The following is a 26,030-nucleotide window of genomic DNA, read 5'->3' on the forward strand; positions in this document are numbered from 1 at the left end:
AGTTGGTTGTGGATCAAACATCGGCCATAAAAGAAAATGCGTGATCCACGTCTCTCCCGTCATGCTGAGCGGATGGATGAAAGACGCACCGTGAAGGTGTCGAAGTACCTCTCCAAGCATCTGCGCCACCAGCCCGAGCGGATCGGGCTCACCCTCGACGAGGCCGGCTGGGTCGAGATCGACACGCTGATCGCCGCCTGTGCCGCGCACGGGTTCCGGTTCGACCGCGAAGAGCTCGACCACGTGGTGGCCACGAACGACAAACGCCGCTTCGCGATCGAAGGCACCCGTATCCGCGCCAGCCAGGGCCACAGCATCGAGGTCGACCTCGGACTGCCCGCGGCCACCCCGCCGCCGTACCTCTTCCACGGCACGGTCGCACGCAACCTGGACGCGATCCGGGCCGAGGGGCTCAGGCCCATGAACCGTCACGCCGTACATCTCTCCGCCGACCGGGAGACCGCGACCCGCGTGGGTGCCCGCCGCGGCCGGCCCGTCGTGCTCTCCGTGGACGCGGGCGCGATGCACAAGGACGGCCAGGTGTTCCGGGTCAGCGAGAACGGGGTGTGGCTCACGGAGGCGGTGCCCGTGCGGTATCTGCGGTTCCCCGCGCCTCACTGACCTGGCACGACCTGATGCGTGCCGTCCCGGTATGGCCTCGCCCGCACCGCCTCCGGCATGATCAGTGGTATGGACCACTTCCACAGCACCGAGGCCGCCGTCACCGCCCTCCGCGCGATCGCGTCCGAGTACGGGCGCGAGATCGAGGTCACCCATGACATCGGCGCCGACCAGACCTCCCGCCGCACCTCCGCGGGCTTCGGCGTCACCACCGACCCGGACGGTTCACTCCCGCACGAGGCCTTCGCCGAGTTCGGCGGACTGCCCCGGGTGAGCGTGCGGCTCTATCCCGACGACGACGCGCTGATCACGGTCGAGGGCATCGACTGCCCCGACATCGACCGCGACGACGTCCCCGCCTTCCTCCGCTCGGTCTTCGACGGCCACGCCTACGTCAAGGCCCGCCGTTTCCCGCCCAGTTGCAACCTGGTCGTCCCGTTGCCCGGGGACCGGACGCACAAGGAGTGGATCTCGATGATCGTCCTCACGCCATGGCTGAACAGCCGCATACGGTGATGTTTCACGTGAAACACGGTGCCGGTTTCACGTGAAACACGGGCCGCCGCACAGCGCCCCCGGCACCCTCGTCACGCCAGCTGAGCCGGCGCTTCCATGGCGATCTGCTCGAAGACCTTCTCGTCCGTGGCGAAGACGGAGTCCGGGACGGGCCAGTGGATCACGATCTCGGTGAAGCCCAGTTCCTGATGCCGGCCCGCGAAGTCGACGAAGGCGCCGAGGGACTCCAGCGGACGGCCGCGGTCCGGAGTGAAACCGGTGAGCAGGATCTTGTCGATCCCCGCCACGTCCCGGCCGATCGCCGCGCAGGCGTCGGCCAGCTTCTCGGCCTGCCCGCGAAGGGCGTGAACCGACTGCTCAGGAGTGCCGTTCTCGAACAGTCTGGGGTCGCCGGTGGTCACCCACGCCTGTCCGTACCGGGCGGCGAGCCCCAACCCACGCGGACCGGTGGCCGCCACCGCGAACGGCAGCCGGGGCCGCTGCACACACCCCGGGATGTTGCGGGCCTCATGCGCCGAGTAGAAGTCGCCCTCGTACGACACCGAGTCCTCGGTGAGCAGCCGGTCCAGCAGCGGAACGAACTCCCCGAACCGGTCGGCACGCTCACGCGGGGTCCACGGGTCCTGCCCGAGCGCGGTGGCGTCGAAGCCGGTGCCGCCCGCGCCGATGCCGAGGGTGACCCGTCCGTCGGAGAAGTCGTCGAGCGAGATGAGCTCCTTGGCGAGGGTCACCGGGTGCCGGAAGTTCGGCGAGGTGACGAGGGTTCCCAGACGCATGTGCCGGGTGGTCGCCGCGGCGGCGGTCAGGGTCGGGACGGCACCGAACCAAGGGCCGTCCCGGAAGGTGCGCCAGGACAGATGGTCGTAGGTGAAAGCGGTGTGGAAGCCGAGTTCCTCTGCGCGCTGCCAGGCCGCACCGCCGCCCTCGTGCCAGCGACGGTACGGAAGGATCACGGTGCTCAGACGCAGACTCATGCCTCAGAGCCTACGGCGCCACCCTGGTTCCGCCCTCCTGAGCCCGGCCCGTCGCCGGAGGATGCGCGGAGGCCCCTTTCGCGCGAGTTCAGAAGCTCGTCAGCGTTCCCGGCAGGTCGAAGGTCCGGGACGTCCCCTTGGCGAGGTCCACCACGGCCGCGGTGTTGTCCGAGACCATCACCCAGCCGCCCCGCGTGTGCCGTAGCAGGGACGAGCTGTCCATGCCGTCGACCGTCACGCGCCGCAGTTCACGGCCGTTTCTGCGGTCCAGCTCGATGAGATCGCTGTCCTCCCCTGTGTTCACCGCGACCACGACGGTGTTCTTCGATGCCTGCACGGCATCGACCCTTCCGCCGGCCGCGCTCACCACCGTTGCCCCGTCCATGTTCCTCAAGGTCACTTTCACCGTGGTTCCCGGGCTGTTCCGGGTGGGGGTACCGGCCAGGACCGGGGTGCCCGCCGGACATGCCAGTTGCTGCACCTGCACACCGTCGGCCTTCCCGACCTGTCTGGTCCGGCCGTTGGTCAGGTCGAGCACACTCGCCTTCATGTCGGACCCCTGTCCAGCGGTCAGGCACACCGTGTCACTGGACGGATCGGACGCCGCCAGCGTGACCGGCCCCGGAACCCGCACGTCCCGGACCTTCTTCCACGTCTTCGCGTCGCGTACCAGCACACCGGTGGTTCCGCCGTCCGCCGCGGCAGCGCGCCGACCGCTTCCGGAGGAGTCATGTACGGCCGCCACCAGGCTCCTGCCCGGCACCAGTTCGCGCAGCCGCTCCGTGTCGTCCTTCTCGTCCAGGGCGTGCCGGGCAGTGTCGAGCGTGAAGAACCGGTCCGGACGCTCCCCCTTGCGGGGCGTCGACAGCCACCACGTCCCGTCGGCCAACCGCACGAGCTGAGGAGCCAGCACGTCGTCGTCGCCGTCCTTCTTCGGCACCACGGCCAGCGCCTGCGCGTGGTGGGCCGCGGGATCGATGCCCACCACCACGGTGTGCCCGGACACGCTCGCGGTCACAAAGGTCTGCGAGCCCTTCCAGTCCGTTCCCAACTTCACCTCGTCGGATCCGAAACAGCCGGAACAGGAGGCCAGCAGGGCAGCGGACACCGCGAGCGCGGCGTACGACGTCTTGCGCCGCTTCACAGGGATCACCAGTCCTTCATGGCTTCGGTGGGGGACATCCGCGCGGCACGACGTGCCGGGAGGACGGCGCCGGCAGCCACGACGACAACGGTCGCGACCGACAGGGAGATCAGCGTCGGCATCCCCGGAAGCGGCACCGTGTCACGTACGTACGGGGCGATGTCGCCGATCCGCCGAAGACCGGCAGCTGCCGCGCCGGACGCGGCCACCGCGAGCACGACTCCGGCCGCGGCGGCCACCACCCCGGCGATCGCCATCTCCGCGACGAGCATTCCCGTCACCGAGCGGCTGCGGAAACCGACGGCCTTGAGGATGCCCACCTCCTGGGCCCGCTGCCGCCCCAGCGCACCCGTCACCGTGACCGCGCCGACGAAGGCGAGCACGCCCAGGACGCCGAGCAGCACGTTCCCGGTCAGCCTGACCAGCTGGAGCACTCCGGGAAGAGACTCAAGCTGCTGCTGCAGGGAGACGGCCGGGTAGTTCATCCGCTGCACGGCCTTGAGCACGCCCGGTACATGGGCGGCGCTGTCGGCGACCACCGTCAGCTGATCCCACCCCGACGTGCGCAGATAGTCGTCGGTCGTCTTGCCGGCCGCGGCCGCCGCCCACTTCACCACGGTCGCATCGTCCGCATACGCGGTGTCCGGGCCGTCGAACTGCCAGCCGGGGTCGTACAGGCCTACGACCTTCACCCGATCGCTCACCGTGTCCCCCACGCCGGGCCGCACATAGCGGTGCGCGTCCACCGTCACCGTCCTGCCCACCATCGAGGACAGGTCCACGCCATGTGTGGTGGCGGGAAAGACCACCTCTCCGCGGTGCAGCGGGAACAGCTGCTTGCGCACCGACCTGACCACGGGGGGCGCCAGCGCCTTGCGGTAGGTCGTCGCATACAGCAGGTCGGCCCCCTCGGGGTTGTCCCGTACCGGCATGGACACCTGGAGCCGATGCTGGACCGACTGCACGTGAGCGATCTTCGCCAGGCGCCTCACCGTCGCGTCCGTCAGCTGAGCAGTGTCGGCACGTCCGTCGGGGGAGTCCACCGTGACCGACCGGTTCGCCGTCGACTCGCCGACCTGACTGGTCGTCGTCCCCTGCGCGTCGGAGGCGATCCCGATCGCGCTCAGACACACCGCGCCGGCGACCGCGACCATCGTCACCAGCCCCAGCAGCCGCCTGCGCAGGGTGCGCACGTTCCACCACGCGACCTGGAGCAGGTTCACAGCTCGCCCTCCCGTGAACTCCGAGCGGTGGCCCAGGAGCGGCCGTTCGTCTCGTCCGGTGCCTCAAGAGCGGCGCTCCGGCCCAGTCGGTGAACGACGTCGGCCGCGTCCGCGACCGCTTGATCGTGGGTGACGACCAGCACCCCCCGCCCGTCGTCCGCCAGCTCCCGGAACAGGCCCAGCAACAGGGCCTCGCTCTCGGTGTCCAGGTTTCCGGTGGGTTCGTCGGCCAGCAACAGGGGCGGGTCGTTCACCAGCGCCCGGGCCAGCGCCACGCGCTGTTGTTCGCCCCCGGACAGCTCGCTCGGCCGGTGCTCGCACCGCTCTCCCAGCCCCACACGCTCCAGCAGACCGCGCGCCCGGGCCTCCGCGTCCCGGCGCCTGCCGGTGAACGGAAGCAGGACGTTGCGCAGCGCGCTGTGCTGCGGCAGCAGGTTGTAGGACTGGAAGACGAACCCCAGACGCCGGCGCCGCAGGTCCGCGAGTGCGTTGTCCGACAGGCCGTGGGTGCCGTGGCCCTCCAGTTCCACCCGGCCGGTGTCGGGTTTCGTCAGCAGCCCGAGGATGTGCAGGAGGGTGGACTTACCCGATCCCGAGTGTCCGACGAGCGCGGTGACACATCCCGGCGCGACTGCGAGATCGATGCCCTTGAGGACATCGACCCGCCGGCCGCGCAGCGTATAGGACTTGCCTACCCCACTCGCTGTCAGCAGTGTGTTCACGGAGGTTCTGCTCACTCTCTGTCTCAGGGGCCCTGCGAGGGCAGAGTTCCCAGCTTCCGGTCCAGTGCCTTGTCCAGCTCCCAGACCGCCCACGTCGTCTTGAGGTCGCAGCCCGGCTCGTCATCGGGTCGGTACAGGCCGGGAAGCCCTGGGCAGCCCCGGTGCGCCCGGAACTCACCGGCGAGTTGTCGCACCAGGGATGCGTCGGCACGGCCGCCGAGCAGCAGGTAGGCGCGGACGATCAGCGCGCGGTCGTAGACGCTCGCGCGGGATCCCGGATCGGCCGCCCATCGTCTGAGCACGTCCGCGGTCAGCCAGCCAGGTGTCCGATCGTCCTGGCCCGCCTGGTGCAGGCCGACGACCAGCGTGGCGGCCGACTGCGCGCCCTCCAGGTCGGCGACGCTCCAGCGCGGGACGGAGGGAACCGGTGTCGGTACGCCGGACTCCGTGCAGTCCCATGTCGCGCGCTGCCAGGCCACCACGTTGTCCGCGGTGACCGTGGTCGGCACAGTCGCCGGATCCCGGCACAGCGCGGCCTCCTGACGGGAGAAGGACTTGCCGCCGGCGCTGTGCCTGAGTGAGGCCAGGTCCAGCCGCGCGGCCCCGTCGCGGGGCGCGTCCTGGGAGTCGGCCTGCTCCTCGACCGCGGCCAGGAGATGTCCGTCCCGCACCGTCCATCCGCCCACACTCCGCAGTCGCTGCACGAACAGCGACGCGTCGGGCGTGCCCAGGTAGGAGGACGGGTCCCGCACTGTCCCGTCCGGCATGCGCTCCTGCTCAAGACGGCGGGTGACCGACGAGAACTCCCCCGTGGAGCTCCCGGTGGCGCGCAGGATGTGCACCAGGCTGTAGAGCTGGTCGTAGTCGAGGCTTCCGGCGTCGTGGGACAGGACCTGCCGCCATGTCGTCCGGTCCACCCGCGGTTTTCTGCCGGCCGACTCCTGGAGCAGTACGTAGTTGTACGTGTCCTCCAGCAGGTCGGCGCGTTCCTCGTCCGGCCGCTCGGTGAACCGGCTCGTGTCCGGAGCGGCCGGCGACGTCAGGGAAATGGGGACGGACCTGCCGAGCAGATGCAGGCAGCGGGCCAGGACCGCGGCCTCGTCCAGTTTCGGCCTGCCGTCCGCCAGCCGGTCCAGCCAGTCGGCGGTGGCCGCCTTGTCGGTGGCGGGAAGCTTCCCGAGAGTTCCGGTGGCTGCCTCCACCTCCAGCGCGGCCCAGGTGGCACCGAGGCGCCCTTGGTCGCTCTTCTCGCCGAGCGCGGGGTCCTCGTACCAGCCGCCGACGGTGCGCAGTTTCTCCACATCCTGTGTGTCGCGGCGCCCCAGCACCGCCACGACCCCGGCCCCGCGCAGCGGGACGAGCCAGTACCTCCCCCACAGCGCGGACGTCTTGAGCGCATCGGAGCGCAGCGCCGCGGCTGTGGTGGCTCCCACGGTGACCTTCGGCTGCGCGCCGGTCTCCGCCAGGATGCGCAGGGCGTAGGACTGGGCTTCGGTGCTGCCTCGCTCCTCCCTCAGGAAGGGGTGGTAGTAGAGGCCGTTGGTCTGGCTGACCAGGCTCTGGAAGTAGGCCGGTTCCCTGCTTTCCTGGCGGCTTCCCTGCGCGGTGCAGGACACGGCCGTCGTCAAGACGCAGGCCGCGGCGGCGGCCCACGCCGCTTTTCTCGCGACTCTCCTGGCGTGAAACATCCTCGTTCTCCCCCGTAAGAGAACTCTGCCCCCGCCGAGGAGGCGGGGGCTGAGACGTTCAGGTGGTGCGCGACATCAGGCGCGGATCAGGCGGCGCCCGCGGTGACGCACTTCTCCGTGAACTTGATGCGGCTGGTGATCTGGGCCGAGCCACAGGACTTCGTCGAGACGTACACGGTCAGCCGACTGGGCCTCATCTGCCCGTAGGTGTCCGCGATCCACTTGTGGCCGCCGTAGTTCTTCCAGCGGACCGTTCCCTGCGACTTGCTGTTCATCTTCAGCGACGCCTCGGGGTTCTTCGAGATCTTGATGGAGACGCTGACGCCGTGAGCGGTCAGGATGGCCCGGTTCTGGACCCACTGAGCGCTGTCGTGCTTCGTGCCCTTGTAGACCTTGGTGGACGCCTTCCAGTCGCAGGCCGTGGCGTACGAGCTGCAGTGCCAGGCGTTCACCTGCATCTTGTGACCCGGGATGCCCCAGGTACCCGAAGACGACGTGGCGTGCGCCGGCGCTGCCGCGAACAGCAGCGCCCCGGCGGCTATCGCAGCGGCACCACCAGACGCGAAGCGCGAGAGATTACGCATGGTTTCTCCCCGTAGAAGTGGAAACGCTTCCTTGACCGTGCGTCCGGTCCCGTCCGGTACCTGAGACGGCATCCGTACGCGCGTTCCACTGATTTCTACGGCTCTGGCCCCACCGGCCACCATCGCACCTTCGGGCATCCTGCCCTTCAGGGCTGCCTCAGGGCCCCTTCGAACAGCCTCGGAACACCGGCCCCAGAAGCTCGGGAGCAGCAGGTCAGCCCTGCTTCGCGCACGCCTTCTGCTTGGCCAGCCCCGACACGATCCCGGACATCTCACCGATGACGGCGTCCTTGTCCTTGATCCGCTCCGACATGGTGACCTCGGCCGCGGGGCTGCGCCCGTACGACAGAACCGTCTTCACCCCGCCGTGGGTCTTCTTGTCGTTCACGACCCAGCCGACCCCCTTCACCGACGTGCACGCGGCCGACTCCGGGACGTCCGAGATGTTCCCGCAGCGGAGAATCACATCGCCGTCCCCCCACACGGCCGTGCCCTTCTGGTCGGAGTCGGTGCGCCCGTGGCCGGCCAGTTTCTGCGGCGCCTTGCTCACCAGACCGGAGCAGCCGGCACTGTTGCCCCCCGGAGCTCCCGACACGTTGTAGGAACGCGAGGAGGTCCCGCACGCCGCGAGAGCGGCGGCACACACGGTGATCACACCGATCTGTGCCAGACGCCGGACAGAGGTCATCCCCATGAGTAATCCCTTGTCTAGATGGTGGAGTTGTGGGCCTTCGTCGGCCTGGGTCAGTCCTCGCGGACGCTGAGCAGGTCGCCGGGCTGGCAGTTCAGTTCGCGGCAGATCGCGGTGAGGGTGGAGAAGCGGATCGCCTTCGCCCGGTCGTTCTTCAGGACGGAGAGGTTGACCACCGTCACCTCGACCTTGGCCGCCAGTTCGGACAGGGTCATGCCGCGCTCGGCCAGGAGCCGGTCCAGGTGGACCTTGACCCGGTGTTCCTCGTCCGGCGGCATCAGACCAGCCCTTCGGTGTCGGCGCGGAGCTTCGTACCCCGCCGGAAGACCTCGCCCAGCGCCAGGATGAGGAAGGCGAGCAGGACGTACTCACCGGTGAAGGTGACCGAGAAGGGGACCTGATCGGCCATGGGAGTGCCGCTCACCAGTGCTTCCGTCGTGAGCGACGGCAGCACCGGGGAGAGGACGGCCTGCACCAGCACCGTGAGCCCTATGACGCTCAGCCGGCGGGCGTTCTTCGGTACGAAGACGTCCCCGTCCCGCAGCGTCCTGGTCATCTGGAGCAGGAGGATCAGGACGAGAAGCAGCAGCAGACTGCCGACGACATCCGGCAGCGCGAGCAACAGGCGCTGGCCGAGGTCGGGGTGGGCGAGGACGAGGTCGGCCCGATGGGTGCCGGTGAGGGTCATGCCGTGGCCCGCCACCGCGTCGGTCACGGTGCCCGGTACCCGGGTCGCGGTCTCGGGCGTGACCTCGCGGGTGTCCACGGGATCGATGAGACCGGCCACCCCGAGAGCCGGGATCAGCACCCCGAAGACGGCGTCGAGCAGAGCGGCCAGGCCCAGAGCCGCCTCCAGCAGTCGGCTGTCGGTCCGGTTCCACCAGGACTTCGTACCCACGGTTCCCCCTGTCGCACGCAGCGTGCATATCGCTTATCGATAGTATCGATAAGCGATATGCACGCTGTCAAGCCCGGGGTGTGGCGGCGGACGAGGCGGGTGCCGCGCGGACGACTCCGTCAGAACGGAGCGCCCGCGGCAACCGCCTCACCGCCGCACGCGAGGCCCCCGCGGCCTCGCGTGAGAAGAACCCCCGGACAGGGCGGGCGACCGAGATCCTCAGAGCCCCTCGGCGAGGCTGCCGTGATGGGCGTAGGCAAAGAGGGCCGCCTCCGTACGGCCGGTCACTTTGATCTTGACCATGAGGTTGGTCAGGTGTGCCTTGACGGTGCGTTCGGCTATGCCCAGTTGGCGGCTGATCTCGCGATTGTCCGCGGCGTGACTGAGCAGTACGAGAACTTGGCGTTCTCGGGGGGTGAGCGAGGGGATGGCATGAGGGTCCCCTGGAGCTGACGGAGTGGCCGGGGTGGAGCTCGAGTCCCCTTGTGGCCTCGGTACCTGATCGTCCTTCGCGAGGTAAGTCAAAGCGATGTTCTCCCCGTTGATCTCTGTGTGACCGCCTCAGCCGGTGTCCCCTTGAACCTCCTTACGCTGCTTGCATGCCGGAGTTCCGGTACTGGGCGGCGGTTGTGGTGGCACCGTGATCCGATCGGTCGGGTCGACGGTGTCGCAGATCTGCACTTCCCGCAGGGCGCACCTCCCTTCCGCTACGGCCGATAAGGGCCGTTTGGGCGGCGGCCGTCGAGGTCCGTCACCCACGCCCGGAGACGCGTCACAGCGAGAAGGAGTCAGTAGACGATGGACGTTACCTAAAGTAAAGGGAGTTGAGGCATTTTTGAGTTTGCATCGCACCGGGCGGGTGGTGACGGCGCCGACCCCGTCACCCTGGTACAGACCGGAGTCCGGTTCGTTCAGGGCGAGTTCACCGAACGCCGCAGGTCCGGCGCCACCGAAGGTGCCGGTGGCTCCGGTCCGCCTCCGGAGCATTTGCGACCGTTTACTATTGCACAGAAAAGTCGGCTCCAGCGACCCGGACCATTCGAGAACGGCACCCCTGAGCAGTCGGTTCACGCCATTCGCGGGCAGGTCGAGGAGCCTGCGCGGCGATCGGCAGGGACATGGCAACTGTCAACATGATCCTGCCCGGATCGCCAGGGAAGCGTCCGCCCGGCTCGGCCGAATCGGCACCGCGGCTCGGCCGGGACCGTGGAGCACACCGCCCTGGCAGAGGCGGTAACCACTCACCTGTGCACTCTCCCGCACAGCCGTGCAGGCATATGCGGGAGAATGGCCCGGTGACCTCAGCGACTCGACAGCCCGAGACCCCGGCCGCCGCCGTCCCGCCACGGCTGATCGCCACCGACCTGGACGGCACTCTGCTGCGCGACGACAAAACGGTGTCCCCCCGCACGGTGGCGGCCCTGGCCGCGGCCGAGGAGGCGGGTATCGAGGTCTTCTTCGTCACCGGCCGCCCCGCCCGCTGGATGGATGTCGTCAGCGACCATGTCCACGGCCACGGCCTGGCGATCTGCGGCAACGGCGCCGCCGTGGTCGACCTGCACGGCGGCCCCGGCGCCCACCGCTTCGTGAAGGTCCGCGAGCTGGCCCGGGAGAACGCCCTCGACGCCGTACGGCTGGTGCGCGAGGCGGCGCCCGGGACGGTGTACGCGATCGAGCAGACGTACGGCTTCTACCAGGAGCCGGCGTATCCGAAGCTGCACATGGAGATACCGGACACCCTCGCCCCCGCCGAGAAGCTCCTGGCGCCGGACGCCCTGGGGGCCGACGAGCCGGTGCTGAAGATCCTCGCGTTCCACGCCGAGCTGGACCCGGACGTCTTCCTGAACGTCGCCCGCCTCGCCCTCGGCGACCACGCGAACGTCACACGCTCCAGCCCCAGCGCCCTGCTGGAGATCAGCGGGCCCGGCGTCTCCAAGGCCAGCACGCTCGCCCTGTGCTGTGCGGAGCGCGGTATCGCTCCCGAGGAGGTCGTCGCCTTCGGGGACATGCCGAACGACGTCGAGATGCTCACCTGGGCGGGACAGTCGTACGCGATGGGCAACGCGCACCCCGACGTGCTCGCCGCGGCCTCCGGGCGGACCGTCGACAACAACGAGGACGGGGTGGCGGTCGTGATCGAGCGGATGTTGGCGGAGCGGCAGTAACGGCGGCCAGCAGCATCGGCGGCCGGTGGTAACGGGCGTCGGCCTGGCGCGTGCCCCTTACGCGAGCGGCACGTGCCCTAGCCGACGGAGACTCCCCGCTGTGCAAGCCAAGGCAGCGGATCGACCGCCGATCCCATGTCCGGGGTGACCCGTACCTCGAAGTGCAGGTGTGGGCCGGTGGAGTTGCCGGTCGTGCCGGACTGGGCGATCCACTGGCCGGTGGTCACGCGGTCCCCCTGGTCGACGGTGACGGCGGCGAGGTGGGCGTACTGCGTGTAGTAGCCGCCCGGGTGCTCGATGACGATCTCGATGCCGAAGGCGCCGCCGCAGGACACCCGTACCACCCGGCCCGCCCCGGCCGCCCGCACCGGCGTGCCGATGGGCACCGCGAAGTCCTGGCCGGTGTGCCGGTTCGCCCAGCGGGAGCCGCCGCTGCCGAAGCCCGCGGACAGGTCGACGGGCTCCACCGGCGCGACCCACGGGGCGGTGACCCGGTCCGGCGGCTGGTCGAGGCGGACCGCGCCCCGGCAACTGCCCGCCGCGACCGAGGCGTCCGCCTGGCCCTGCAACTGGCCGCGCGCCTCGTCGAGTCTGCGCTGAATGCCCTGCTTCAGCTCGGCGAGTTCGGCGTTCCGCTTCTCCAGCGTCCGCCACGCCGACGCGGCCTTCGCCTCGTCACCGGCGAGCCGTACCTCGGCCCGGTGACTCCTGCCGATCGCGTTGCCGACGGCCAGATCCGCCTGGGAGAAGACATGCTGATCGCGCATCAGGTCCTCGGGGCTGTCCGCGAGGATGATCCGGGCCGCCATCGGGATACCGCCGCCGCTGCGGTACTGGGCGCGGGCGATCCGGCCCAGGTCCTCGTGCAGCCGTGCGATCTCCCGCCGTTCGCCATCCAGTTGGGCCTCGACCTGCTGGGCGCGGGCCCGTTGCGCGTCGGCCTCCCGCCGCCCGGCCTCGTACCGCTGGGTCGCCAGGGCCGCGTCCTGGTACAGCCGCGCCACCTGCGCGCTAATGCCCGCGGCGGGCTGATCGTCGTCACCGGGGCGGGCCGCCAGAACGGCGAGCGCGCACAGCAACACCGGAACGAGCAGTGGACGACGGCGAGATGAGCGCATGTCAGCGATCGTGACCCGCGCGCGGGACGAAGGCCCTGTTCAAGTCGTACGCATGGGGGACGCGCTGCTGCGAACGGCTCAGCGGAGGGCCGTGCTGACCGGTTCAGTGGGGCTCAGTGGGGTGCCTGCCACACCACCGTCGTACCGCCGCCGTCCGCGCCGATGCCCGGCCCGTACCAGCTGTCGCCGCCCAGGGATTCGGCCCGGCGCTTGAGGTTCTTCAGGCCGCTGCGCCGACCGCCCGCCGGGATGCCGACGCCGTCGTCCGCGACGGTGAGCCGTACGCCGGGCCGGCCGTCCGGCAGGGTCGCGGTCGCGTCGACGACGACCTCGATGCGCGCCGCCGCCGCGTGCCGGAACGCGTTGGAGAGGGCCTCGCGCAGGGCAGCGATGAGGTTCTTGCCGGTGAGGTCGCCGACCGTCGTGTCGACCACGCCGACGAAACGGTGCCCGGGCTTGAAACCGAGCGGCACGGCCGCCATGTTGATCTCCCGCAGCACTCGCGTACGCAGCCCGGAGGGCGCCTCGGCGGGACCCTGCTGGAGCGCGAAGATCGCGGTGCGGATCTCCTGGATGGTGACGTCGAGTTCGTCGACGGCGTTGCCCACACCGCGCCGCACCTCGGGGACGAGCGACCCGCGCTGGGCGCCCTCCAGCAGCATCCCGGTGGCGAACAGCCGCTGGATGACCAGGTCGTGCAGGTCACGGGCGATCCGGTCGCGGTCCTCGTACACCGCGAGCCGCTCCCGGTCGCGCTGCGCCTCGGCCATCATCAGCGCGAGCGCTGCCTGCGAGGCGAACTGGATCGCAAGCGTGCGCTCGTCCTCCCTGAACGGCCGCTCGCCCCGCGCGCGGGGTGTGACCAGGGCCCCCATGACCCGCCCGCCGCTCTGCAGGGGCAGCGCCATGATCGGCCCGTACGCGCGCGCGAGGGCGCTGAGCATCCGGGGATCGGTGGCCGCGTCCGCCACGAACACCGGGCGTCCGTCGAGGAGTTGCGCCACGATCTCGCTGTCCGGCGCGACGACCCTGCCGAGCTGGTCCGACGGCTGTTCCGAGGACACGGCGACGATCTCCATGCCGCCCTCGGCGGCAGGCAGCAGCACGATCCCGGCCGCCGAACCGGAGAGCCGGCGGGCCCGTTCCGCGACGACCTGCAGCGCGTCCTCGGCGTCCCCGCCGGACAACAGGGCGGTCGTGACGGCCACCGACCCGTCGATCCACCGCTCGCGCTGCTTGGCGGCCTCGTACAACCGGGCGTTGCCGATGGCGATACCCGCCTCGGTCGCCAGCACCCGGACCATGTTGACGTCGTAGTCGTTAAAGGGGTCCCCGCCGCGTTTCTCGCCCAGATAGAGGTTCCCGAAGACCTCCCCCGAGACGCGGACGGGAACTCCGAGAAAGCCACGCATCCGCGGATGGTGCTCGGGGAATCCACAGGACCGCGGGTCCTCGGTCACATCCGCCAGCCGCACCGGCTCCGACTCCCGGATGAGCGCGCCGAGCAGCCCCTTGTGCCCGTCGGGAAACCGCCCGATGCGGCGCGCGGTACCCGCGTCGACCCCGTGGAAGACGAAGTCGGCGAGCGCGTCGCCGTCCTCGTCCACGACACCGATCCCCGCGTAGCGGGCGTCCGTCAGCGTGGCCGCCGCCTCACAGATCCGCTCCAGCGTGGAGTGCAGTTCGAGCCCGCTCCCCACGGACCGCATCGCCTCCAGCAACTGCGGCACACGGACGGCCAGTTCGGCCGAGAGTCCCGGAGTGGGCGGCGGCGGGGGACCGGGACGCGCGGCGGCTGACATACACCGAGCCTAATTAGTCCCGTTTGTCACGGAAAGTCGAGAAGCTCGGCCGCCAGACTCCCTACCCGGCCGCCACCAACAACTCCGACTCCGCCTCCCGCTCCGCCATCCCCCGCAACGGCCCCTCCACCGAGGCCAGTTCGGCGTACGGCCCCCGCTGCACCACCCGTCCCTCGTCCAGCACGATCACCTCGTCCACGTCCTCCAGGCCCGCGAGCCGGTGCGTGATGAGCAGTGTCGTACGGCCTTCCGTGGCGGCCAGCAGATCGGCGGTGAGCGCGTCGGCGGTGGCCAGGTCCAGGTGTTCGGCGGGCTCGTCGAGCACGAGGACCGGGAAGTCGGCGAGCAGCGCGCGGGCGAGCGCCAGCCGCTGCCGCTGACCGCCGGAGAGCCGCGCCCCGTGCTCACCGACCAGCGTGTCCAGGCCCTCGGGCAGCCCGCCGGCCCAGTCGAGCAGCCGAGCCCGGCCCAACGCGGCCCGCAGTTCGTCCTCGGTCGCGTCCTTCTTCGCGAGGAGCAGGTTCTCCCGCACCGAACTGTCGAAGAGGTGCGCGTCCTGGGCACAGAGCCCGACGAGCCGTCGTACGTCGTCGCCGTCCAGGGCGTACGCGTCCACACCGGCCAGCGTGTACGAACCCGCGTCCGCGTCGAGGAAGCGCAGCAGCACCTGCGCCAGCGTCGTCTTGCCGGACCCGGAGGTGCCGACGACGGCGACCCGGCGGCCCTTCTCCAACGTCAGGTCGAGCCCGGTGAGCGCGTCCCGGTCCTGGCCGGAGTGCCGGGCCGCCAGTCCCTGTACGACGAGCGGGAAGGGTGTCGCGGGCGCCTGGCGGGGCCGCACCGGTTCCCGTACGGGCTCGGGGGCGTCCAGCACCTCGTACACGCGCTCGGCGCTCTTGCGGACCCGCTGCCGGTACTGCACGGCGAGGGGCAGTCCGAGGACGGCCTCGAAGGCGGCGAGCGGGGTGAGGACGACGACGGCCGTCAGGACACCGCTGAGCCGTCCCGCTGCGACGGCCTGGGCGGCCACGAGGGCGGTGGCGGCGACGGTCAGGCCGGAGATCAGCGCGGTGAGGCCGTCGCCGAGCGCGGTGGCGGTGGCGGCGCGGGAGGCGATCCGGGTGAGTGCGCTGTCGGCCCGCTTGGCCTCCGCCGTACGGGCGGGCAGCGCACCGGCCACCGTCAACTCGGCCGTTCCGGTGAGTAGTTCGGTCACGCGGGTGGCGAGCACCCCACGGGCGGGGGCCAGCCGCCGTTCGGCACGGCGGGCCACGGCGCCGGTGACGAGGGGGACACCGACGCCGGCCGCGAGGAGACCGACCGCGAGGGCGGCACCGGCCTCGGGCAGCAGCCAGGCGGTGAAGCCGACCGTCGCCGCGGAGACGGTGACCGCGACCCCGGCGGGCAGCAGCCAGCGCAACCAGTAGTCCTGGAGCGCGTCCACGTCGGCGACGAGCCGGGAGAGCAGGTCACCGCGCCGGGTGTCGCGCAGCCCGGCGGGCGCCAGCCGTTCAAGGCGCCGGTAGACGGCGACCCGGGTGTCGGCCAGCATCCGCAGCACCGCGTCGTGCGACACGAGCCGCTCCGCGTACCGGAACACGGCCCGCCCGATCCCGAAGGCCCGGGTCGCCGTCACCGCCACCATCAGATACAGCACGGGCGGCTGCTGCGAGGCCCGCGAGATCAGCCATCCCGAGGTGCCCATCAGCCCAACAGCACTGCCCAGCGCGAGACTTCCGAGCAGCAGCGCCAGGGCGAGGCGTCCGCGCCGGGCACCGGACATGGCACGGACCCGGGAGAGGACACCACCCGCGTGCGCCGCGAGCCTTGTCTCGGGTTCGTCGGGAGCCACGAAACTCACCGGCGTCTCCGACGAGGCCGGGCTCGGATCGGCGAGCGCAGGCGTGGCCTCCGCGTGCATCGCGGCCACGCCCTCCGTCACCCGCACCACCCGGTCGGCCACCGCCAGCAGGGCCGGCCGGTGCACCACGAGCAGCACAGTCCGCCCGACCGCCAACCGCCGTACCGCTTCGACCACTTCGGCCTCGGTCGCTCCGTCCAGCGCGGCTGTCGGCTCGTCGAGGAGCAGCACCGGCCGGTCGGCGAGGAAAGCCCGGGCGAGCGCGAGCCGCTGCCGCTGCCCGGCGGACAGCCCGGCCCCGTCCTCGCCGAGCACGCTCCCGATGCCCTCGGGCAGCGCGTCCACGAAGTCCAGGGCGCCCGCATCGGCCAACGCCCGCCGTACTGCGGTGTCGTCGGCGTCGGGCCGGGCGAGCCGCACGTTCTCGGCGATCGTCCCGGCGTACAACTGCGGCCGTTGCGGTACCCAGGCGATCCGCGACCGCCACCGCTCCAGGTCGACGTCGGCGAGATCGACTCCCCCGACGCGCACCCGGCCCTCAGCGGGCCGGACGAATCCCAACAGGGCGTTCAGCAGAGTGGACTTGCCCGAGCCGCTCGGTCCGACGAGGGCGACCGTCTCGCCGGGGTCCACGGCGAAGGAGACGTCCGACACGGCGTCTGCGGACCGCCCGGGATACCGGACCGTCACGCCCTCGAAGGCCAGGGCGTCGGAGGGGACTTCGGCGGTGCCTGTAGCCGGTACCGGTGTCTCCAGTACCGAGAAAATCTCTTCGGCCGCCGCGAGGCCCTCCGCCGCCGCGTGGTACTGCGCGCCCACCTGACGCAGCGGCAGGTACGCCTCGGGGGCCAGGACGAGGACGACGAGACCGATGTAGAGGTCCATGTCGCCGTGGACGAGGCGCATGCCGATCGTCACGGCGACCAGGGCCACGGAGAGGGTGGCGAGCAGTTCCAGGGCGAAGGAGGAGACGAAGGCGATCCGCAGGGTCCGCATGGTCGCCTGGCGGTACTCGCCGGTGATGCGCCGGATCGAGTCCGCCTGTGCCTTGGCCCGGCCGAACACCTTCAGGGTCGGCAGTCCCGCGACCACGTCCAGGAAGTGCCCGGAGAGCCGCGACAGCAACTGCCACTGCCGGTCCATCCGGGACTGCGTGGCCCAGCCGATCATCACCATGAAGAGCGGGATGAGCGGCAGCGTGCCGACAATGATCGCCGCCGAGACCCAGTCCTCGGTGACGATCCGGGCCAGCACCGCCACCGGGACGACGATCGCGAGGCCCAACTGCGGGAGATAGCGCGAGAAGTAGTCGTCGAGGGCGTCGACACCCCGGGTGGCGAGGGCGACCAGCGAACCCGTCCGCTGCCCGCTCAGCCAGCCAGGGCCCAACTCCACGGACCGCTCCAGCAGCCGTCGCCGTAGCTCCGACTTCACGGAGGCGCTGGCTCGGTGAGCGGCGAGTTCGGTGAGCCAGGAGACGAGGGCGCGGCCGACGGCGACCGACGCCAACAGCAGCAGGGGAGTGCCGAGTTCACCGACGGACATCCGGTGCTGGAAGGCACCGACCACTACCTCCGCGATGAGCATCGCCTGCGCGATGACCAGCAGCGCCCCGACGACACCCAGACCGACGACCGCCACCATGAACAGCCGGGTGGCACGGGCGTATCGGAGTAGCCGTGGGTCGATTGGTTTCACGTGAAACACACCCTCTTCTCGGGAGGTCCCGACTTCTCAACGGGGCCCAAGGGGGCATGTTTCACGTGAAACATGCCCCAAGTCGGACTCGGCGCTCAGACTCAGTGCGCCGCTTCGGCGATGTGCTGCGTGCCGATCCGCTTGCGGAACACCCAGTACGTCCAGCCCTGGTAGAGCAGCACGATCGGCGTGGCGATCCCCGCACACCAGGTCATGATCCTCAGGGTGTACGGGCTCGACGAGGCGTTGGTGACCGTGAGGCTCCAGTCCGGGTTGAGCGAGGACGGCATGACGTTCGGGAAGAGCGACAGGAAGAGCATCGCGACGGCGGCCACGATGGTGACGCCCGAGAACGCGAACGACCAGCCCTCACGCCCGAGTTGGATCGCCCCCAGCGCCGCGACCAGTGCGACGACGGCCACGATCAACGCGACCAGACTCTTGCCGTCACCGCTGTCGACCTGGGTCCAGATCAGGAACGCCAGCGCCAACAGGGCGGTGACGAGCCCGACTTGAAGGGCCAGCTTCCGCGCCCGCACCCGGATGTCCCCGACCGTCTTGAGCGCCGTGAACACCGCGCCGTGGAAGGTGAAGAGGGTCAAGGTGACCAGGCCGCCGAGGATGGCGTACGGGTTGAGCAGGTCCCAGAAGTTGCCTACGTACTCGAAGTTCTTGTCGATCTTCACGCCCCGCACGATGTTGCCGAAGGCCACACCCCACAAGAAGGCGGGGAGCAGCGAGGTCCAGAAGATGGCCGTCTCCCAGTTGCGCTGCCAGTTCTCCTCCGGCCGCTTGGCCCGGTACTCGAAGGCGACGCCTCGGACGATCAGGCAGACCAGGATGATCAGCAGGGCGAGGTAGAAGCCGGAGAAGAGGGTGGCGTACCACTCGGGGAAGGCGGCGAAGGTCGCGCCGCCGGCGGTGAGCAGCCAGACCTCGTTGCCGTCCCAGACCGGGCCGATCGTGTTGATCAGGACCCGCTTCTCGGTGCGGTTCCGGGCGAGCAGCTTGGTGAGGATGCCGACCCCGAAGTCGAAGCCCTCCAGGAAGAAGTAGCCGGTCCACAGGACGGCGATGAGGACGAACCAGACGTCGTGCAGTTCCATGACAGTTGCAGCTCCCTCGGCCTAGTACGAGAAGGCCATCGGCTTGTCGGCGTCCTGGGAGTCGCCGCCGATCTTCGTGGGCGGGTTGAGGTCGGCCTCGGTGAGTTCGGGCGGGCCGGCCTTGACGTACTTCGCGAGCAGCTTGACCTCGATGACGGCGAGGACGGCGTAGAGCGAGGTGAAGACGATCATCGAGGTGAGGACCTCGCCCTGGGAGACGCTGGGGGAGACGGCGTCGCGGGTCTGGAAGAGGCCGTAGACGACCCAGGGCTGGCGGCCCATCTCGGTGAAGATCCAGCCCCAGGAGTTGGCGATGAGGGGGAAGCCGAGGGTCCAGATGGACACCAGCCAGTAGAGCTTGGTGAGTTTCGGGCCGAGGGTCTTGTTCTTGAAGAGGACGACGTTCGGCACTTCGTCGTCACCGACCCGCAGGTGCGGGGCCAGCATGAACTTCTTGCGGGTCAGCCAGAGTCCGGCCAGGCCGATGGCGAAGGACGCCATCCCGAAGCCGATCATCCAGCGGAACGCCCAGAAGGTGACGGGGATGATGGGCCGGTAGTCGCCGGGACCGTACTTGGCCTGCTCGGCCTTGTTGGTGTCGTTGATGCCGGGGACGTACGAGCTGAAGTCGTCGTCGGCGAGGAAGGACAGTATCCCGGGGATGGACAGCTCGACGCTGTTGTGGCCCTTGCTGACGTCGCCGTAGGCGAAGATCGAGAACGGCGCCGAGTCCTGGCCGTCCCACAGCGCCTCGGCGGCGGCCATCTTCATGGGCTGCTGCTTGAACATGACCTTGCCGAGGGTGTCACCGCTGACCGCGGTGAGCAGGCCGGCGATGGCGACGGTGACCAGGCCCAGCCGCAGCGAGCTCTTCATCACCGCGATGTGCTTCTTGCGGAACAGGTGGAAGGCCGCGATGCCGACCATGAACGCGCCGCCGGTCAGGAAGGACGCGGAGAGCGTGTGGAAGGCCTGCGCGAGGGCGGTGTTCTGGGTCAGCACGTGCCAGAAGTCGGTGAGTTCGGCACGGCCCTTCGCCTTGTTGATCCGGTAGCCGACGGGGTGCTGCATCCACGAGTTGGCCGCGAGGATGAAGTACGCCGACAGGATCGTGCCGATCGAGACCATCCAGATGCAGGCCAGGTGGATCCGCTTGGGCAGCTTGTCCCAGCCGAAGATCCACAGCCCGATGAAGGTGGACTCGAAGAAGAACGCGATCAGCGCCTCGAAGGCGAGCGGGGCACCGAAGATGTCACCGACGAACCGCGAGTAGGCGGACCAGTTCATGCCGAACTGGAACTCCTGCACGATGCCCGTGACGACACCCATGGCGATGTTGATCAGGAAGAGCTTGCCCCAGAACTTGGTGGCCCTGAGGTACTTCTCCTTCTCCGTGCGCACCCACGCGGTCTGCAAGCCGGCCGTGAGAGCGGCGAGCGAGATCGTCAGGGGGACGAACAGGAAGTGGTAGACGGTGGTGATGCCGAACTGCCATCGCGCCAGTGTCTCCGGCGCCAGAGCCAATTCCACGTCGTCAGTCTCCTTACGTCGCCGTGGTACAGCGGCAGTTTGCCCCTTTTGTCGCACACATCATGGGACGAACCGGGACACGCTTGTGAACGCGTTCACATTCACAAGCTATTATGACGTACGGATTTTCGGCAGCGGAAGGGGGGTACCGTCCGGAAGCCCATTACGGAGGGGGGTCCCCCTGAGGCAACCCCCCTGACGTCACTCGTTACGAACCCTCACGTCGGCGGGAGTGACGAACCACACCGCCGGCGAACGCCGGAGCAGCTTCATGGCGAACGCCGGAGCAGCTCCGCGGCGACGGCTAGAGCTCCTTGCGGAACCCCTCCGCCACCTTCAGGAAGATGTCGTTGCCCTCGGTCTCCCCGATCGTGATCCGCACGCCCTCGCCCGCGAACGGCCGCACCACCACGCCCGCCTGGTCGCAGGCCGCCGCGAAGTCGAGCGTGCGCTCCCCCAGCCGTAGCCACACGAAGTTGGCCTGGGTCTCCGGGACCGTCCAGCCCTGGGCGCGCAGCGTGTCGGCCACGCGGGTACGCTCGCCGACCAACGAGCCGACGCGGCCCAGCAATTCGTCCTCGGCGCGCAGCGAGGCGATCGCCGCGTCCTGCGCGAGCTGGCTCACACCGAAGGGCACCGCCGTCTTACGCAGCGCCGCCGCCACCGGCTCGTGGGCGATCGCGAAACCGACCCGCAGCCCGGCGAGGCCGTACGCCTTGGAGAAGGTCCGCAGGACGCAGACGTTCGGCCGGTCGCGGTAGAGCTGGACGCCGTCCGGCACGTCCATGTCACGGATGAACTCGCGGTAGGCCTCGTCCAGGACGACGAGCACATCGCCGGGCACCCGGTCCAGGAAGCGCTCCAGCTCGGCCCGGCGGACGACCGTGCCCGTGGGGTTGTTGGGGTTGCAGACGAAGATCAGCCGGGTCCGGTCGGTGATGGCGTCGGCCATCGCGTCCAGGTCATGCACGTCGCCCGGGGTCAGCGGCACCTGCACCGGCGTGGCACCGCTGATCCGCGTGATGATCGGGTACGCCTCGAAGGAGCGCCAGGCGTACATGACCTCGTCGCCGGGGCCGGCGGTCGCCTGGATCAACTGCTGGGCGACGCCGACCGAGCCGGTGCCGGTGGCCAGGTGGGAGACGGGGACGCCGAACCGTTCCGCCAGCTCGTTCATCAGGCCGGTGCACGCCATGTCGGGGTACCGGTTGAAGTTCAGGGCCGCCGCGGTGACGCTCTCCATCACGCCGGGGAGCGGGGGATACGGGTTCTCGTTGGAGGACAGCTTGTAGGCCACCGGACCGTCCGCCGAGGCAGGCTTGCCCGGCTTGTAGGTGGGGATACCCTCCAGCTCGGCGCGCAGCTTCGGGCTCGTCTCGCTCACCGCAGTCCTCCTTGTGACCACCACCGGCACCACCGGCTATCAATACTGCTCACCTTATGAGGATTCGGGGGCGGGGCGTACAGATCCCGTGCGCCTGAACAACCTCGGGTGTCCGCGTGAGCAGCTTCCGGCGTCCGCGTGAGCAGTCGCCCGGTGTCTGTCGGGAGTCCGTCGGGATCGCCCCACGCGTCACATCCGCATCAGGGGCAACACCGTACGAAGGCGCACGAACCGGGGGCGCGCTGTACATATATCTATGCGCTGGTAGCTCGCGCCGTGGCGCGCATCCCTCGTACAGGTGAGTTGAGACCTCTTCGAAACATGGGGGGCTTGGCAGGCCCATGCGCGCCGACAAGTCACGTAATGCCATTGCATCGTTTAACTGACTTTGTTTCTAAGGTAGTTGACCCCTTCTGACCTTGCAGAAACGTGCCTGTCAACGCGTGCATATGCGTCCGCACTACCCCACCGCATGAGCCCTACTATCGGCTCGCCATGACAGCAGCAGGGAAGCACCAGGTGAGCCGCGCGGAAACCTCTCGTCGAGGAAGCCGGCCGGGCCGGGCGGGAATCAGAGACGTGGCCGCCGCGGCCGGAGTCTCCATCACGACCGTCTCCGACGCCCTCAACGGCAAGGGCCGGCTCCCGGACGCCACCCGACGCCATGTCCGCGAAGTCGCCGACCGGCTGGGCTATCGGCCCTCAGCGGCGGCTCGCACACTCCGTACCGGCAAGTCGGGCCTCATCGGCCTGACCGTGACGACGTACGGGGATGAACCTTTCACCTTCACCGAGTTCGCGTACTTCGCCGAGATGGCGCGCGCCGCCACCTCGGCCGCGCTCGCCCGCGGCTACGCCCTCGTGATCCTCCCGGCGACCTCGCGCCACGACGTGTGGTCGAACGTCGCCCTGGACGGCACGGTCGTCATCGACCCGTCCGACCAGGACCCGGTGGTCAGCGAGCTGGTCCGGCAGGGTTTACCGGTCGTCTCCGACGGCCGCCCGGCCGGCTCGCTCCCGGTGACCGCCTGGGTCGACAACGATCACGAGGCCGCGGTCCTGGGCATCCTGGACCACCTGGCCGACGCCGGCGCCCGCCGGATCGGCCTGCTCACGGGCACGAGCACGGACACGTACACGCATCTCTCGACGACCGCATACCTGCGTTGGTGTGAGCGGGTGGGCCAGGATCCGGTGTACGAGTCGTATCCGGCGCACGATCCGTGCGCGGGGGCCGTCGCCGCCGATCGGTTGCTCGCCCGGCCCGACCGGCCGGACGCGGTCTACGGCCTGTTCGATCCCAACGGCACGGATCTGTTGGCGGCGGCCCGTCGTTACGGGATGCGGGTGCCGGAGGATCTGCTGCTCGTGTGCTGCAGCGAGTCCACGGTGTACGCGAACACCGAGCCGCCGGTCACGACGCTGTCGCTGAAGCCGCGGCGGATCGGTACGGCGGTGGTGCAGCTCCTCATCGACGCGATCGAGGGGGTTGAATCCGACCTGCCGATCGAGCAGGTGATACCGACGGAGCTGATCGTGCGGACGTCGTCCCAGCGGCGTCCGCCTCGGACGACGGTGAGTCCGCCTCGGTCGCCTGAGGGGAAGTAGGGGCGGGGGCCCCGGGGGTCCGGGGGCGGGAGGCGTTGCCGGTTGCCTCTTTCCCCTCCGGCGGGTGCGGGGTCGTTGCCGGTGCGCTCTCTCCTCTCGGGCGGGGCGAGGGGTGGGGGTGTCCGGGCTCGGCTGGGTGCCGGGGGCGGGCGAAGGTGGGGGCGGGTTCGCTTCGGGTGCCGTGACGAGGTTGGCGCGGTGCCGAGCAGGTTTCGGGGTGGGGGGCCGACGGGGCGGTGTACGGACTCCCACCGGGTGCCGGTGGTCGGGCGGGTGTCGGTGGTCGGGCAGGGGTCGGGATCGAGTTCAGGATCGGGATCGGGATCGGGGTTGCTCCGGGTATCCGTGAGGTTCGGTGCCGGGGCGCTCGTCCGGTACGACCCCTGGGGTCGGCTTGCGTCGAGACTCCCCCGGGTGACCGTCAGGCGCGGGAACGGTGCTGGGGCTTACCTCGATTGACCGCCGGCGGCAGGAACCGTGCCAGGACTTCCCTCGGGGCGTGGTGGCGGGCGAGGCGGTGCTCGGACTCCCACCGGGTACCGCGGTCCGGCGGGGCAGGGGCCCGGACTTGCGCCCTCTTCCCGTGGGGAGCCGGTCCGTGTTGGGGCTCACGCCGGGGCCCGTGGTGGGCGGGACGGTGCCCGAACTCCCGCCCACCGTCCCAGTTCCGGCCCAGGCCGGGCTCTGCGTACGCGCCGCGTGCCACGAGCGCGGCCGGGGCAGTGCCGCCAGGCCCCATGGGGGTGGCCGGGGCGGTACTGGGGACTTTGGGGACTCTCCTCGGCACACAGCCCGTACAGGCACCCCTCAGACGCCTGTTTCGGGCCGACCCCGGCGCCGGGACTCCCACCTGGCACCGGGGTCGGCAGGACGAGCGGCGTGGCTCCGGCACCACCAGGGGGCGACCGGCGCCGGAGCCACGCAGGCGGTCAGTACCGGCGCCGGCGCCGCACAGAGCGGACTACGGAACGGCACCCTCGTGGGGCAGGAGCGCACCGTGGGGCAGGAGCGCACCGTGGGCGGGGACAGAGCGACCGGCACCAGACCAGGCACGGCAGTCACCGGCCCCGACCCGGAACAGGCACCCCCGTACCCGCCACCCCGCACCCCGCACCCCGCACCCCGCACCCACGCCGAGGCGAGCAACCAAGCAACCAACATCGCTACCGAGGTGACCACCCGGCACCACCCCCGGACAGGCACCCCGCACCCCCACCGGACAGCCGCTCCACCCCAGCCCACCCCGGACGCCCCACCCCAGCCGCCCCACCCACCGGCGAATTCCAGCCGCCCTCACGGCGCGAACCAACCCCCGTCAAGCAGACGGTGAGTGGGCGAAGCCCGGCCCAATCGGGGCGAAAGCCGCGGTGGAGTGGGGTCCTGCTCCGATTCACCACCCCTGGGTCATCACATGGCGCGATCCGCATTCCTATGATGGGCCCACGACACCGCGGGCCGCTGCGACCAGGCAGTCCGACGCGGTGCAGCTGCGGCGCGATGGTGGAGGGGTCGATGACTCAGGGGGCCGGTCAGGGACCCGAGATGGAGCGGACGGCGACGTTGCGCGACTTCCGGGTACCCGCGTACGTCCACGAGACCGGTCCGTACGCCGACAGCGCGCAGCCCGGCGAGGCCGTACGACCTGACGAGGAGGCCTTTGAGGAGGCCTTCGACGAGGTCTATCCGGAGGGCTACACACCCACGCAGCGCGACCTGCCCGTCATCCGTCGGGGTGACACGGTTCAGGTCGCGGTGGACCCGGCGTCGGTGGCGACTCCGCAGCCGACGGAGGGCCCCGGTCCGCTGTTCGTCGTAGGGGATGTGCACGGCTACCTGGACGAACTGGTGGCCGCGCTGCGGGAGAAGGGCCTGATCGACGCGGCCGGCAGCTGGTGCGCGGGCACCGCGCGGCTCTGGTTCCTCGGCGACTTCACCGACCGCGGGCCCGACGGCATCGGCGTCATCGACCTGGTGATGCGGCTGTCCGCCGAGGCCGCCGCGGCCGGCGGCTACTGCAAGGCGCTCATGGGCAACCACGAGCTGCTCCTGCTCGGCGCCAAGCGGTTCGGCGACACCCCCGTCAACTCCGGCGCGGGCACCGCCACCTTCCAGGCGGCCTGGCTGCTGAACGGCGGCCAGAAGACCGACATGGACCGCCTCCAGGACGTCCACCTGCAGTGGATGGCCCGCCTGGACGCCATGGAGCAGGTCGACGGGCACCTGCTCGTCCACTCCGACACCACCGCGTACCTCGACTACGGCGACTCGATCGAGGCCGTCAACGACAACGTCCGCGAGACCCTCACGCGCAACGACGCGGACGAGGTCTGGGACGTGTTCCGCAAGCTCACCAAGCGCTTCTCCTTCCGCGACGAGGGCGGCGCCGAACATGTCCGCTCCCTGCTCGACATGTACGGCGGGACCCGGATCGTGCACGGCCACAGCCCGATTCCCTATCTCCTGGGCGACGTGGGCTCCGAGGACGGCGAGGATTCCGCGGGTCCCGTGGTCGAGGGACCGCACGTCTACGCCGAAGGACTGGCCATCGCGATGGACGGCGGGGTGACCATGGCCGGAAAACTGCTGGTCCAGCAACTGCCGCTGGATATCTGAGCGTTTAACGGGCAGACGTCCCCCCCTCGGAGGACCGGCCGACGACATCGCTGGCCAGGGGCCAATTTCTGGAAACCCCCTGTC

General features: G+C 70.0%; 21 protein-coding genes. 5 read left to right on the plus strand and 16 right to left on the minus strand.

Features of this window, described 5'->3' with window-relative positions; translation table 11 throughout:
- Positions 1-72 precede the first annotated feature (72 nt).
- Together SPR02S_RS01095 and SPR02S_RS01100 are read left to right on the plus strand one after the other, a co-directional pair.
- Positions 73-621: an RNA 2'-phosphotransferase gene (locus SPR02S_RS01095; RefSeq protein ID WP_026150101.1), complete on the plus strand. Its 549-nt coding sequence runs from the start codon at positions 73-75 to the stop codon at positions 619-621.
- Positions 622-690: 69 nt separating this feature from the next.
- On the plus strand, positions 691-1,137 hold the full coding sequence (locus tag SPR02S_RS01100) for a hypothetical protein (protein ID WP_019055084.1): 447 nt from the start codon (positions 691-693) through the stop codon (positions 1,135-1,137).
- Positions 1,138-1,208: 71 nt separating this feature from the next.
- Here SPR02S_RS01100 and SPR02S_RS01105 read toward each other — a convergent pair whose 3' ends face one another.
- The 10 genes from SPR02S_RS01105 to SPR02S_RS54925 all read right to left on the minus strand — a co-directional run bounded on the left by SPR02S_RS01105 (position 1,209) and on the right by SPR02S_RS54925 (position 9,586).
- Positions 1,209-2,111: an LLM class flavin-dependent oxidoreductase gene (locus SPR02S_RS01105; protein WP_019055085.1), complete on the minus strand. Its 903-nt coding sequence runs from the start codon at positions 2,109-2,111 to the stop codon at positions 1,209-1,211.
- Between the two features lie 88 nt (positions 2,112-2,199).
- The gene (locus SPR02S_RS01110) at positions 2,200-3,264 is read right to left on the minus strand and encodes a hypothetical protein (RefSeq protein ID WP_019055086.1); all 1,065 of its coding nucleotides are present in this window, start codon (positions 3,262-3,264) and stop codon (positions 2,200-2,202) included.
- Positions 3,261-4,478: an FtsX-like permease family protein gene (locus SPR02S_RS01115; protein WP_019055087.1), complete on the minus strand. Its 1,218-nt coding sequence runs from the start codon at positions 4,476-4,478 to the stop codon at positions 3,261-3,263. The genes SPR02S_RS01110 and SPR02S_RS01115 overlap by 4 nt, the downstream gene beginning before the upstream one ends.
- Positions 4,475-5,200 carry an ABC transporter ATP-binding protein gene (locus tag SPR02S_RS01120; RefSeq protein ID WP_019055088.1) on the minus strand — a complete coding sequence of 242 codons (726 nt, stop codon included), beginning with the start codon at positions 5,198-5,200 and terminating at the stop codon, positions 4,475-4,477. Before SPR02S_RS01120 ends, SPR02S_RS01115 begins: the two co-directional genes overlap by 4 nt.
- Positions 5,201-5,223: 23 nt before the next feature.
- Complete coding sequence (locus SPR02S_RS01125; protein WP_026150102.1) at positions 5,224-6,888, minus strand: hypothetical protein; 1,665 nt, start codon at positions 6,886-6,888, stop codon at positions 5,224-5,226.
- 86 nt (positions 6,889-6,974) lie between these two features.
- Positions 6,975-7,472 carry a hypothetical protein gene (locus tag SPR02S_RS01130; protein WP_019055090.1) on the minus strand — a complete coding sequence of 166 codons (498 nt, stop codon included), beginning with the start codon at positions 7,470-7,472 and terminating at the stop codon, positions 6,975-6,977.
- Between the two features lie 214 nt (positions 7,473-7,686).
- Positions 7,687-8,166 carry a DUF3515 family protein gene (locus SPR02S_RS01135; RefSeq protein WP_019055091.1) on the minus strand — a complete coding sequence of 160 codons (480 nt, stop codon included), beginning with the start codon at positions 8,164-8,166 and terminating at the stop codon, positions 7,687-7,689.
- 50 nt (positions 8,167-8,216) lie between these two features.
- On the minus strand, positions 8,217-8,441 hold the full coding sequence (locus SPR02S_RS01140; protein WP_019055092.1) for a helix-turn-helix domain-containing protein: 225 nt from the start codon (positions 8,439-8,441) through the stop codon (positions 8,217-8,219).
- Positions 8,441-9,061, minus strand: coding sequence for a DUF2975 domain-containing protein (locus tag SPR02S_RS01145; protein WP_019055093.1), 621 nt, complete (start codon positions 9,059-9,061; stop codon positions 8,441-8,443). The genes SPR02S_RS01140 and SPR02S_RS01145 overlap by 1 nt, the downstream gene beginning before the upstream one ends.
- Positions 9,062-9,280: 219 nt before the next feature.
- The gene (locus SPR02S_RS54925) at positions 9,281-9,586 is read right to left on the minus strand and encodes a helix-turn-helix domain-containing protein (protein ID WP_078622772.1); all 306 of its coding nucleotides are present in this window, start codon (positions 9,584-9,586) and stop codon (positions 9,281-9,283) included.
- A gap of 752 nt (positions 9,587-10,338) precedes the next feature.
- Here SPR02S_RS54925 and SPR02S_RS01160 point away from each other — a divergent pair.
- On the plus strand, positions 10,339-11,226 hold the full coding sequence (locus tag SPR02S_RS01160) for a Cof-type HAD-IIB family hydrolase (protein ID WP_174447511.1): 888 nt from the start codon (positions 10,339-10,341) through the stop codon (positions 11,224-11,226).
- Between the two features lie 77 nt (positions 11,227-11,303).
- Here the strand turns inward: SPR02S_RS01160 and SPR02S_RS01165 are convergent, their stop codons facing one another.
- The 6 genes from SPR02S_RS01165 to hisC form a co-directional block, all read right to left on the minus strand.
- On the minus strand, positions 11,304-12,344 hold the full coding sequence (locus tag SPR02S_RS01165; protein WP_026150103.1) for a M23 family metallopeptidase: 1,041 nt from the start codon (positions 12,342-12,344) through the stop codon (positions 11,304-11,306).
- Positions 12,345-12,457: 113 nt separating this feature from the next.
- Positions 12,458-14,146: a sensor histidine kinase gene (locus SPR02S_RS01170; protein WP_026150104.1), complete on the minus strand. Its 1,689-nt coding sequence runs from the start codon at positions 14,144-14,146 to the stop codon at positions 12,458-12,460.
- A gap of 61 nt (positions 14,147-14,207) precedes the next feature.
- A complete protein-coding gene (gene cydD, locus SPR02S_RS01175; RefSeq protein ID WP_026150105.1) occupies positions 14,208-17,705 on the minus strand; it encodes a thiol reductant ABC exporter subunit CydD in 3,498 nt (1,165 codons plus the stop codon).
- A 101-nt stretch (positions 17,706-17,806) separates the two neighbouring features.
- Positions 17,807-18,811, minus strand: a complete 1,005-nt coding sequence (gene cydB, locus SPR02S_RS01180) for a cytochrome d ubiquinol oxidase subunit II (protein WP_019055099.1) — start codon at positions 18,809-18,811, stop codon at positions 17,807-17,809.
- A 21-nt stretch (positions 18,812-18,832) separates the two neighbouring features.
- On the minus strand, positions 18,833-20,341 hold the full coding sequence (locus SPR02S_RS01185; RefSeq protein WP_019055100.1) for a cytochrome ubiquinol oxidase subunit I: 1,509 nt from the start codon (positions 20,339-20,341) through the stop codon (positions 18,833-18,835).
- A 304-nt stretch (positions 20,342-20,645) separates the two neighbouring features.
- Positions 20,646-21,725, minus strand: coding sequence for a histidinol-phosphate transaminase (gene hisC, locus SPR02S_RS01190; RefSeq protein ID WP_019055101.1), 1,080 nt, complete (start codon positions 21,723-21,725; stop codon positions 20,646-20,648).
- Between the two features lie 495 nt (positions 21,726-22,220).
- On the opposite strand from hisC, the gene SPR02S_RS01195 reads away from it, so the two are divergent.
- Both SPR02S_RS01195 and SPR02S_RS01200 read left to right on the plus strand, forming a co-directional pair.
- Complete coding sequence (locus tag SPR02S_RS01195; protein WP_078622773.1) at positions 22,221-23,333, plus strand: LacI family DNA-binding transcriptional regulator; 1,113 nt, start codon at positions 22,221-22,223, stop codon at positions 23,331-23,333.
- 1,497 nt (positions 23,334-24,830) lie between these two features.
- Positions 24,831-25,946 (plus strand): metallophosphoesterase, encoded by a 1,116-nt coding sequence (locus tag SPR02S_RS01200; protein ID WP_086021577.1) that lies wholly within the window; start codon positions 24,831-24,833, stop codon positions 25,944-25,946.
- Positions 25,947-26,030: the final 84 nt, after the last annotated feature.

Origin of the sequence: Streptomyces prunicolor NBRC 13075 (assembly GCF_000367365.1) — a bacterium.
Lineage (GTDB): Bacteria > Actinomycetota > Actinomycetes > Streptomycetales > Streptomycetaceae > Streptomyces > Streptomyces prunicolor.